Source organism: Paenibacillus chartarius (assembly GCF_042432825.1).
Lineage (GTDB): Bacteria > Bacillota > Bacilli > Paenibacillales > NBRC-103111 > Gordoniibacillus > Gordoniibacillus chartarius.
Genome location: NZ_JBHLWN010000100.1, coordinates 14755 through 26305, shown reverse-complemented (window position 1 = coordinate 26305; position 11551 = coordinate 14755). Strand labels below are relative to the sequence as shown.

Annotated in this window: 9 protein-coding genes; 2 read left to right on the top strand and 7 right to left on the bottom strand. The window is 59.3% G+C overall.

From position 1 onward, the window contains the following. Positions 1-90: 90 nt before the first annotated feature. The 7 genes from ACFFK0_RS24815 to ACFFK0_RS24785 all read right to left on the bottom strand — a co-directional run bounded on the left by ACFFK0_RS24815 (position 91) and on the right by ACFFK0_RS24785 (position 9536). The gene (locus ACFFK0_RS24815; protein ID WP_377473075.1) at positions 91-984 is read right to left on the bottom strand and encodes a glycoside hydrolase family 43 protein; all 894 of its coding nucleotides are present in this window, start codon (positions 982-984) and stop codon (positions 91-93) included. Positions 985-999: 15 nt separating this feature from the next. Further along, complete coding sequence (locus ACFFK0_RS24810) at positions 1000-2664, bottom strand: MGH1-like glycoside hydrolase domain-containing protein (RefSeq protein WP_377473074.1); 1665 nt, start codon at positions 2662-2664, stop codon at positions 1000-1002. Between the two features lie 54 nt (positions 2665-2718). Next, positions 2719-4065 (bottom strand): ABC transporter substrate-binding protein, encoded by a 1347-nt coding sequence (locus tag ACFFK0_RS24805; protein ID WP_377473073.1) that lies wholly within the window; start codon positions 4063-4065, stop codon positions 2719-2721. A gap of 159 nt (positions 4066-4224) precedes the next feature. Further along, a complete protein-coding gene (locus ACFFK0_RS24800) occupies positions 4225-5079 on the bottom strand; it encodes a carbohydrate ABC transporter permease (protein WP_377473072.1) in 855 nt (284 codons plus the stop codon). Then, positions 5076-5993 (bottom strand): carbohydrate ABC transporter permease, encoded by a 918-nt coding sequence (locus tag ACFFK0_RS24795; RefSeq protein WP_377473071.1) that lies wholly within the window; start codon positions 5991-5993, stop codon positions 5076-5078. The genes ACFFK0_RS24800 and ACFFK0_RS24795 overlap by 4 nt, the downstream gene beginning before the upstream one ends. Positions 5994-6070: 77 nt before the next feature. After that, a complete protein-coding gene (locus ACFFK0_RS24790) occupies positions 6071-7738 on the bottom strand; it encodes a response regulator transcription factor (RefSeq protein ID WP_377473070.1) in 1668 nt (555 codons plus the stop codon). Further along, complete coding sequence (locus tag ACFFK0_RS24785) at positions 7710-9536, bottom strand: cache domain-containing sensor histidine kinase (RefSeq protein WP_377473069.1); 1827 nt, start codon at positions 9534-9536, stop codon at positions 7710-7712. The genes ACFFK0_RS24790 and ACFFK0_RS24785 overlap by 29 nt, the downstream gene beginning before the upstream one ends. A gap of 170 nt (positions 9537-9706) precedes the next feature. Here ACFFK0_RS24785 and ACFFK0_RS24780 point away from each other — a divergent pair, with 170 nt between their 5' ends. After that, complete coding sequence (locus tag ACFFK0_RS24780) at positions 9707-10666, top strand: ABC transporter ATP-binding protein (RefSeq protein WP_377473068.1); 960 nt, start codon at positions 9707-9709, stop codon at positions 10664-10666. Continuing rightward, a complete protein-coding gene (locus ACFFK0_RS24775; RefSeq protein WP_377473067.1) occupies positions 10663-11481 on the top strand; it encodes an ABC transporter permease subunit in 819 nt (272 codons plus the stop codon). The genes ACFFK0_RS24780 and ACFFK0_RS24775 overlap by 4 nt, the downstream gene beginning before the upstream one ends. The last annotated feature ends 70 nt before the right edge of the window (positions 11482-11551 follow it).

Genomic DNA, 11551 nt, shown 5'->3' with positions numbered 1-11551 from the left:
TTCCAATTAATCAGAACTATCTTACCGGGAGGCGGCGTTTTTGTCCATACCAATGGTTAATTTTCGAATTGTTGACTGGGAAATCCGCCACTATTTTCCTGCCACCGACAGCTTTCCTTCATCCGCCCGCAGCTCCAGGAAAATCGGACGCTCCAGCGGCGTCTTGTTCGGCGTATGAATCGTCAGCATCAGCTTCCCCTCGAACGTCCGGAAAATCATGCCATGCCCGCCGTCGCTGCGGAACAGCGCCTCCGGCTCTTGCACCCACGGTCCGGTGACGAGCCCGGTGGCCGACCGCGCCACGCCCTGCGCATACGCACCGTCAATGAAACTGGCCCACAGCATGATGAGTTCTCCGTTCGGCATTCGATGCAGGAACGGGCCGTCGGTGACATAATTGTCCGGCCTCGGAAACTTCGGCGATTGAATCGGCGTCGTCCACGGAGCCTGCGAAGCGCTGAAGAGCGTTACCGGCTCCCCGGCCGGTTCCTTCAGATCATCCGAGAGCCGCATCGCGCACACCTCGCCGTCGCCGATCTGCTGCCATTCATGGCAGAACACCATCCACGGCCGATTCTCATCGTCGATGAAGAGCGTCCCGTCGAGCGAGCTCCAATCGCGCGGCGTTACCGGTCCTTCGCTGACGAGACAGAACGGGCCGGTCAAGGCGTCCGCCGCCAGCACCGCCGTACCGAGCAGATGGTTGTCCCTCCGCCGGAACGTAGCGAACATGTACCAGCGCCCGCCGTAGGCGTACACCTCCGGCGCCCAAAAATTGTTGTCGGCGAAGAACGACTCGTCCGGGCGGAAAGCCGGGAACGGGCCGTCCCACAGCTGCAGATCGGAGCTGACATAGTAGTCGAAGCCTGACCCTTTCCCCCAAATGTTCTTGTCCGTGCTGCCGAACATGTAATAACGGCCTTCGCTCTCCACAGGAACGATGAACGGATCGCGGATTTGCACCTCGTCGTTTTTCAGCGCCATAACCTCTCCTGCCTCCTATCGATAAGTCGGATACACAATGCCGATATCGTGCACGCTGGCGAACTCCCCGCCGCCGGCGAGCTCGACGCGCTCGTTGCCCTTTACCGAAGCCGCGTAGCTGCGGCCTTCCCAGACAATCTTGCCCTCGACCGGGCTCACCGTCATCCCGATCAAGCCGGTCAGCCGCCCGCTTCGATCCGTGACCGCTCTTAGCCCGCGCGGGAACCGCAGATGCTCCTCCCCGTCCCGGTATACCACGGACTGCTCCGACGTATTCACGAGCTCGAAAACGACGCCGTCCACCGTACGCGCATAAGCCGTCTCGTCCGCGACCTCTTCCCCGTGATCCATCGGATACGGCGTCATGCCCGTGAACCACAGCTCGCCCTCCGGCGTCGGCATAATCCCGCTCATCCGCTCGACGAAATCGAGGACGCACAGGATCGCCGGCGAGTACGTTTCCGTAAAGCCTTCCGCACCGGTCCACGGGCTGAGCGTTTGCCCGAAGCGGGTCATCCGGTTCATCGCCGACAGGATCGGCTGCAGAACCCAGCTCAGCTCCACATAGCGCCCGTGATGCTCGAAGGCGTGCGGCGTGCGGATCAGGCTCAGGAAGTTGGACGGTCCGGCCCAGCTGTTGTAGCTCGTGAACGGATCGAACCGCGGATCGTCCATCGCAATCGACGGGAACGGATACTTGGCGAAAAATTTCCTCGTGTTCAGCAAATACCGCCGCAGCGCCGTATCGAAGAAGCGCCTGTCGCCGACCTCGCAGCCGAGCACGCGCAGCAGCACGTCGGATTGCACCCGCACATGCTCGCCGTTACGGTCCAGGTCGTAGAAGAACCCGTCGTCCGCATCGTAGCAGTACTCGAACAGGCTGCGCTCGCTCTGCCGCGCCTTCTCCCGCCAGCTTGCAGCGATATTCTCGCCCAGCCCGAGCTCTTCCGCCATACGGGCCAAGTACAAGCGCTGGCAGTAGACGTTCGCCGTCAAGTCCGGCGCAATGAACGGCAGGATCGGCGAATTCGGGTCGCAGCGGCCCGCATCGCCGCGGTGCGGCGTGTCCGGCACGTGCCAGAAGCGCGGCGACAAATCATGGCCGGTATCGAACGTGCCGAACGCCTCGACACCGCCGGAGCCCCGGGTATTCCGGTGCGCCGCCAGCCATGCGTCCTGCCGCTCCATCGCCTTGTACATCGCCGCCAGGAAATTCCGGTCCCTCCCGTTCAGCGCGTAATGGTTCCAGACGCTGCGGGCGAGCGGTGTCACCATCTGAATTTGCCGGTAGGCCGGTCCATGCTCCGTCACCTTGTACGGCATCAGCCCGTCGTCGCGCTGGAAATCGCTGAACAGCCGGAACGACCGCTGCGACACTGACGGCACAAACCGCGCAAGACGCTCCGCGTTAATCGTCCCCGTACTTTCCAGCCAGCAGCCCAAATAGATGCCGCCCTCGTGCAGCACCGGCTCCAGACCGAGCATCGGCACGATGCAGTCCAGCAGCTTGCGCACCGCCCTATCGTACATCTGCTCGAACTTCGCCGAAGACGCGGCGAACTTCACGCCCGACCGCATCCATTCCTCCAGCGCCTGCTCATCCTCCGGCTTGCCCAGCTCCCCGACAGCCGATCGCACATCCTTCCTCCGCAGCTTCTCCAGCAGCACACGTTCCGTCATCGCCATCCGCCTCCTAGAATGCGAACGGGCTGCCCAGGCAGCCCATCCTCGCAATTATTTATTGTTGTTAAAGATTTTCACGACGCCGGCGTAGAAATCCGCCACACCCTTCTGCACATCCTTCTTGCCGAATGCAATTTCCTGCACCGTCGTATCGGCCAGCTTGGAATACTCGGTGAAGCCCGGAGGGTTGTAGCTCACCTTCACCGGCTCCTTAAGCGTGGCTTCGGAGACGCGGCTCGTGTAGTCGTACACGATTTGATCCAGCGGCGACGCTTCCTTCTTCAGCAGCTCGCGCATCTTCGACGTCACCGGCACGCCGCGGTCGTTGCCGAGAATCTTGGCAACCTCCGGATCGTTGATCCAGAAATTCATCAGCTGCGCGACTTCCTTCGGATGCTTCGTCTTGTTATAGCCGGACATGCCCTGCGACGACTCGAATACGACACCGGTCCCCTTCGGCCCGCGCGGCACCTGCACCATCGTCAGCTGGTCCTTGATCAAGTTCTGATGAGCCGCGAACTGGTTGGAAGGAATCAAGCTCATCGCCACCTTGCCGGTCACGATCAGCGATTTGCTCGTATCCCCCGGAGGGTTGGATACTTGCTGGTCCATCGGCACGACCCCGCCCGCCTTGCGAAGTTCGTTCCAGTACATGAACCACGGCTCGGCGTCAGCCTGCTCGAAGCCCAGCTTGCCGCCGGCCATATCGTACAGCTGCTTGCCGCGCTGCTTGAGCGAAATGTCCATCCCGTCTACAGTCATATCGTAGCTGCCATAGAAGCCCTTGCCCAGCTTCGTCGCAAGCTCCTTGCTGATTCGTGCGTAATCGTCCCAAGTCCAGCCGTCCTGAGGCACCGGCATGCCGGCCTTCTTGAACATTTCCGTATTGACGACAATCCCGCGTGCGTTTGCACCGGCCGATATATGCTGCAGCTTGCCGCCGAACGTGCCGTATTCGACCATCCCTTTGTCCATGTCCGTCAGGTCAAGTTCTTTACCTACGTACGGACCTAGGTCGAGAAGAACGCCTTTGTTCGCATAATCGACTACGTTACCGCCGAGGAAAAATAGATCCGGTGCCGTGCCGGAAGCGAGCTGCGTGTTCAGCTTATCGAAGTAGCCCGATTGCGGGGAGAATTCGCCCGTCACTTTAATGTTCGGATACTTCTCTTCAAATTTGCGAAGCACTTGATTCGTCTTGTCCGCCCGCTTCTGGTCGCCCCACCACATGACGCGGAGCTCCACCTGCTCCGCCTTCGCCTGAGCGCCGCCCGCCGCCGCGTTAGGAGCCGCACTATCGCTGCTTCCCCCGCCATTACCGGCACTGCCGCCTCCGCCGCAAGCCGTTGCCGCCGTTACCATAACCGCCATCGCTGCGCCTAACCATGTTTTCCGCATTCGTCTTCCCCCTAGGTATGATTGAATGAGTGCTGGTTGGTTCGTTTGCTTGCTTTCATCGTAATCGAAACCGCTTACAGCTTGAATGTGAATCTTTTGGCAGGTGCCTGATAATTTTTTCGGGTTCCGGTTCTTCGGTATCACCTAAACCGCCCCTGCTCACTTCAGCCCCGTCGTCGCAATGCCGTTCAGGAAGTAGCGCTGGAACGCCAGGAACACGGCCATGATCGGCACGAGCGAGAGCACGGACATCGCCAGCAGCGCGCCCCAATCCGATTCGCCGGACGGATCGAACAGCGAGCGGATGCCCAGCTGCACGGTGAACAGCTTCACATGGTTCAAATAAATCATTTGCGAGAAGAAATCGTCCCACGTCCAAATGAACGTGAAGATCGCCGTCGTAATCAGAGCCGGCACCAGCAGCGGTACGATGATGCGCATATAAATCTGGGCTTGGCCGCAGCCGTCGATCGTAGCGCTTTCATCCAATTCCTTCGGAATGCCCCGGATGAACTGCACCATCAGCAGGATGAAGAACGAATCGTGAGCGAGCCATTTGGGCACGACAAGCGGCAAAATCGAATTGATCCAGCCGAAGTTGTTGTACAAAATGTACTGCGGCACAAGCGTGACATGATACGGCAGCATAATCGTCACCAGCATGAGGCTGAACCACAGCTTCTTGAACTTGAATTCCAGCCGGGCGAAGGCGAACGCCGCCAGCGAGCACGTCACGATATTGCCGAGCACGGACAGGACGGAAATGTTCAGCGAGTTGGCGAAGAACGTGGCGAACGAAATATTTTGCAGACCCTTCCAGCCTTGAATGTAGTTGTCGAGCGTAAACGTCTGCGGCCACAGCCCGGGCTGAGCGAAAATTTCATCGTTCGGCTTGAACGACGAGGCGAGCAGCCATACGACGGGATACATCATGAGCAGGCCGAGCGCGATAATGAGTGTATGCCTTACTACAGCCGCACCGAGTTTGTTGTTCATCTGCATGCCGCGTGTCATCCCCTTTCATCCTTGCCGTCGCCGTAAAATACCCAATACTTCGAAGTGAGGAAGACGATCCCGGTAAACGCCGCGATAATGACCAGCATGATCCAGGCCAGCGCCGAAGCGTACCCCATATCGAAGAACGCGAATCCCTTCAGATACAAGTACAGCGTGTAAAACAGCGTGGAGTCGATCGGACCGCCGCGCCCGTCCCCGATCACATAGCCCGGCGTGAACACCTGGAACGAATTGATGATGCTCATGATCAGGTTGAAGAAAATGACCGGCGACAGCATCGGCAGCGTGATGCGCAGAAACTGGCGCAGCTTGCTCGCCCCGTCCACCTCCGAAGCCTCGTACAGATCGGCGGGAATTTGCTTGAGCCCGGCCAGGAAAATGATCATCGCCGAGCCGAACTGCCACACCGCAAGCGTTACGATCGTCGACATCACGGTATCCGGATTGGATATCCACGCCGGCCCTTCCACGCCGAACCACGACAGAAACTTGTTGAGCAGCCCGCCCCCATCGAAAATGTTCCGCCACACGATCGCAATCGCGACGCTTCCGCCGAGCAGGGAGGGAATGTAATACACCGTCCGGTACAGCCCGAGCGCCCGTATCCCCTGATTGAGCGCCATCGCTACGAGCAAAGCGAAGAACAGCCGCAGCGGTACGGAGAACAGCACATATTGGAAGGTGACCTTCAGCGAATTCGTAAACGACGGATCATCGGTAAAAATCTGCACATAATTGTCCAGTCCGAGCCATGTGGGTGAATTGAGGAGATTGAATTTGGTGAGCGATAAATACAGTGAGCCAAGCATCGGCCCGAGCGTCAGGCAAAAAAATCCGACCAGCCAGGGCAGCAGGAACAAGTATGCAGTGCCGTTCTGCCGCCATAGGCCCGATGTCTTCGCTGCTTTCATGCCGGTCCTCTCCTTTCCGGAAGTACAAGGGTGAATTCCTGCTTCTAGCATAAGGAATCGGACCGCTGCGATGAATGCTATTTTTTCGGCTGTTCGGTATCATTTTTTTTAGATGCCCGCTGCCGGAATTCGGAGGGGGAGGTGCCGTACATTTTCTTAAACTTGGAGCTGAAGTAGCTCGGATTGGAGAAGCCGGTCAGCTCGGCGATATCCCAGAGGCCCAGCTCCGTCTCCTCTAACAGGCGTACCGCCTGGGCCATCCGTACTTCCGTCAGGAACTGGATGAACGTCACGCCCACCTTCGATTTGAACAGCTCGGAGAAATACGAGGCGTTGTACTTGAACTTGTCCGCCAGCATGCCCAGATGAATATCCATCATATAGTGATCTTGAATATATTGCTTGGCCGCCTCGATCGCGGAGCGTTCGGGATCGGCCGGATCGGCATCACCGGCGCCGCGGCCCATTCGGCGGGCCAGGCTGACGAGGAAGCCGGCGGCTTGGTCGGCGGAGTCCAGCTCCAGCACGAGATCCGGCCGCAGCCACAGCTCCTCTCCGGTCTGCAGCGTCGAACCGGATTCCCTCGCCGCCGCATCAAGCTGCATGTACAGCTGAAATATCAGCTTCACGAAGCGGCTCTTCGTTTCCTTATGGGCGCGAGCCAGCTCATGGCGGGCCGTCTGCTCGTAGGCTTCCAGCTCGCCGCGCTGCAGCAGGCGCTGGAGCAGCAGCGCCGTCTCTTCGGCGAGCACCGGCCTGCCGTCATCCCGCACCGCCATGCCTCCGGCTGCTCCGGCGGCGCTTCCGGTCCCCGCGCCCCGCTCGCTGCCGCGCGCCCCCGTCTCCGCCATGCTCCATGCTGCCAGCGAAGACAGCGCCCCTGCCTTCCACGCGGTGAAGCCGCGCACCGGCTCGCCGATCCCGATGACCGGCTCCAGACGGACGCGTTCCTTAATCGTCAGGGACAGCTCGCTTTGGAAGCTGTGAAGGGCGGACGTATCATTTTCGATAATAAAGTGCATTAAGCCCGGATAATACGGATCCCGATACGTCTGGACCGCAGCGGCGAATTCCGCCGCGAATTCCCTGCTGATCAGCTCGAACGGCAGCCGCATCGCCCGCACCAGGCCTTCTTCGCCTTGCCGGGCGCCTGCCGCAGGCTGTTCCCGCAATCCGACGGTGACGAACCGGACGGTCCGATCGTCCCAATCCTCCAGCTCGAACATCCGGGCGCGCTCGCGAATGATCCGCTCCTGCTCCAGCGGCTCCTTCACCACGTGCAGAAGGAAGTGCTCCTTCATCTCCTTGTAATATTGCGACAGCCTCCACTGCGCCGTACGGCTCTCCTCTCTGGCTTTGCGCTCCGCATCGAGACGCTCCTTCAGCTGGCCGAGGGCTTCGCTCAACTCGTCGCGGGAGACCGGCTTCAGCAAATAGCTGACCGCCTTGCTGTGCAGCGCCGCTTTCGCATAGTGGAAGTCCTCGTAGCCGGTAATGACGATCAGCTTCAGATGCGGATACCGCTCGCGGCATGCTTCCATCAACGAGACGCCGCCCATCACCGGCATGTTCATATCGACCAGGGCAATATCGAACGGCTCGCTCTCCAGCAGCTCCAGCGCCTCCATCCCGTTCGACGCTTCGCCCGCTACGGTCATGCCCAGCTCCTCCCAATCGACCTTCAAGCGGTGTCCCATCCGGATTTCCGGCTCGTCGTCAACGATCAATACCCGATAGCGGTACATCCTGCGATCCCTCCTGTATAGGCAGTCTCAGCTCGATGCGCGTTCCTTGGCCCGGGGCCGTATCGATCGAGAAGCTGAAGCGTGCGCCGTAATAAATTTTGCCGCGTGCCAGTACGTTGCGAAGGCCGATTTGCCTGTTCGCACTGATGAGAATGGATTCCATGCCGTTGCCGCCGCCGGCTTCGGCCGCCAGCTTATTCACCGCTGTTTCGTCCATACCCGGTCCATTGTCGGCCACCGTAAACACGAGCTGCTCCGCTTCGCGCCGAACGCCGATTCGAATGACCGCGATGCTCCGGGCTTGAAAGCTGTACTTCACCGCATTCTCGACGAGCGGCTGCAGCAGGAATTTGACGACACGCAGCCGCTGCAGGTCCCCATCGCGTTCGATATCGATATCCAGCTTGTCCCCGAAACGCGTCTGCAGAATCGTAACGTAATACCGCAAATATTTGATCTCTTCCTCCACGGCTACGATGTCGTCGCTGATCTTGAGCGAGAAGCGGAGCATTTTGCCCAGCGATTCAATCACCCTTACGGCATCGTCCGTCCGCTTCTGCAGGGTTAGGCTGCTGAGCAGCTCCAGCGTGTTGAACAGGAAGTGCGGGTTGATCTGCATGAGCAGCGCTTTGTATTCCGCTTGCTGCCGCAGCAGCTTCAGCTCGAATTCGGTCTTGATATGCTGGCGCAGCTGAACGACCATGTTGCGGAACGTTGACGTGACGAAGCCGATTTCATTGCGCACGATCGTCCTGGGCGGAATGCGCGCTTCCGCTGCGGCAAAATCGCCGCGCTGCACGAAGCGCATCGCCGACGCCAGCATCGAGAGCGGTTTCGTAATGCCGTAGGACAGCCACGATGCGGTGACGATCGCCCCGATGAGCAGCAGCGATGCGAACAGGAGGATGCTCGTCCGCAGCTTATGCAGCTTGGCGAACAAATCGCCTTCCGGTACGAACCCGACGAGCAGCCAATTGTTTTTCTTCAGCTTCTTATACACGATAATATCCGAACTGCCGTCGGCGTTATCCAAATACTCGACGCCTTGAGGGCTGCGGGACGAACGGATGCGCTCCATTATCGCGATTCCCTCTTCGGTTACCCCGTACGCTTGCCCCAGCATCGGCTTCCCTTCGTTATCGAGCAAGTAAATCGTCCCTTTATCCCCAAGATGAATGCGGTTCAGAGGCTCCAGCAAAAATTCCGCGCTGACATTGACCTTCATGACCGCCTTGGACGTCACCGGGTCGAACGTACCGATCGGCATCGCCAGGCTGACGACCTGATATGGTTTGGAGCGGCTGGCCTCCACCCTGTCCCGATGGGCCGAAGTCCAATGCTCGCCCTTCCCGACCAAATCCGTAAACCACCTGTCCTGCCGGAACGTCCCGTCGGCAACGACTTGATTGTCGGAGGACACCCATACGCCTTCTTTGCGGTACAGCGAAACCGAGGACAGGCTCGAATAGCTGTTCGTCGCTCTCGTCAAGAACTGGCTGACCGCCAGGTTGGCCAGCACCTTGTCCGTTTCGCCCGCAGCCGGATCGGACATGATATGATCCCAAGTCTGCACGGCGTCGCTGTTGAACACAAGCGATGACAAGTCGTAAATTTGCGTCGTCGCCATGTCGATGAAGGAAGCGTATTCATCCATCTTCTCCAAAGCGGACGATTCGATATACGATCGAATAATGGCGCGCGACTGGTCGAAGAGCATGTAAGCCATGGCGCCGAAGGCGACGACCAGCAGCAGCACGAATAACGCGATCAAACGGTTTCTGAACGAATAGAAAAACATGGCCCGGCCTCCCCGCTGTCGGTCTAGCTTGCCGATTGGCATAGTGATCTTATTATACGCTATCCTATAGCTTTGGGGAGATGCAGCAAAAATTAACGATATGAACGAATCGCGCACGTTCGGCGTATTAACAACACAGATCATAAGCGAAAGGCGGAAAGGCGGGTACGATGAACACAGCTTACATTAAGATGAACGATATATCGAAAAGCTTTGACGGTAAAACGATCGTGGAGGGGCTCAGCTTCGACATCGCCCAGGGCGACATCGTCGGGCTGCTCGGCCCCAACGGCTCGGGCAAGACGACGACGGTGCGGCTGTTGAACGGCGTAATCCGACCGGACAAAGGCTCGCTCCGCGTTGCGGGGCTCGACCCGCAAACGGAAGGTGACGGGGTAAGGCGGATCAGCGGCATCGTGACGGAAGGCGCCGGATTGTATCACGACATGGACGCCGTGCAAAATTTGGCGTTCTTCGGGCGGCTGTACGGCGTAAAGAACCGGCAGCGTATCGCCGAGCTGCTCGACCTGTTCGAGCTGTCGGAGCACGCAGACAAGCCGGTCGGCACGTTCAGCACCGGCATGAAGAAACGGCTCGCCCTGGCCAAGGCGATGCTGCACGAGCCGGAGCTGCTGTTTCTGGACGAGCCGACGAACGGTCTCGATCCCGAAGGGATCCGGCAAGTGATCGGCGTACTGCGCAAAATCAATGCCGAGCGGGGGACGACGATTCTGCTCTGCTCGCACGTGCTGCATCAGCTGGAGGGGCTGTGCCGCAGCTATTTGTTTATGGAGCAGGGCCGCATTATCGAGCGGGGCACGCAAACGGAGCTGGAGCGCAAATATTTGAAGCAGCTGAAGCTGCGGGTGACGACCGGCCTGGCCGTGTCGGCGGATACAGCCGGAGACATGACGGAGACTTCCGTGATGGGCGCGCTGCAGGGCACCTTTGCGGGGATGCCTTGGGTCCGCACCGGTCCCGAGCAGCTCGAATTCACACTGCCGGACCGGGGCGCCGTGTCGGAGCTGCTCCGGGAGCTGCTGGCCGTCACCTGGGTCGCCGCTGCGGAACCGGCCGGGCGGGATTTGGAGACGCTTTATTTTGCCGTGAGAGGGGGACGTCTGAAATGAATCGAAGCATCGTGTGGACCATCGCCATGAAGGATATTCGGGCTATCCTCAGCTCGAGCAAAATCTGGATCGGCTATATCGTGCTGCCTCTGCTGTGCGGCGTCGTGCTGCCCGGCATCATGATCCTGCTGATTCTGAATATGGATTTGAGCTCGCCGAAGCTGGCGGAGCTGGAGACCATGCTGAAGCATATGCCGATCGGGGACATCGGCGGCGCGGACGATCTGCGCAGCCGGGCGCTGTACATGATCGCCAATTACATGCTGGGGCCGCTGTTTCTGCTCATTCCGGTCATCAATTCGATGATGACGGCGGTCCATTCCTTTGTCGGGGAGAAGGAGCGCCGCACGCTGGAGAGCTTGCTGTTCGCGCCGATTCAGGTGAAGGATTTGTTCCTCGGCAAAGTGCTCGCCTCCTTCGTTCCGGCCTACTCCGTAACGCTCGTTTCCTTCGTGCTGTGCGGCCTGGTCGTGGATGGCCTGACGTTCGGCACCTTCGGGCGATTGATATTCCCAAGCTGGAATTGGCTGGTCCTGCTGCTGTGGCTGACGCCGGCGTTCACGATGGCGACGATTTTGTTCTCGGTGCTCGTATCCGCGCGGACGAAGGGGTTTCAGGAGGCGCAGCAGCTGGCCGGTGTCGTCGTGCTGCCGGTCGTCATGCTGCTGGTCGGCCAAGCGACAGGACTCTTGTTTTTAAGCGGCTGGGTGCTGTGGGCGGCGGGCGCTGTTCTGTACGCGGTCGATGTCGTCCTTCTGCTGAGCATTGCTCGATTGAACCAGCGGGATGTTTTGTTCGAGAGGCAGGTTCACTAGGTCCTCTGCATAAGCGTCGGGTTCAGCTTAACCTGCTGGACGACCCGCGGAAGCTGTGCCGCAATATACG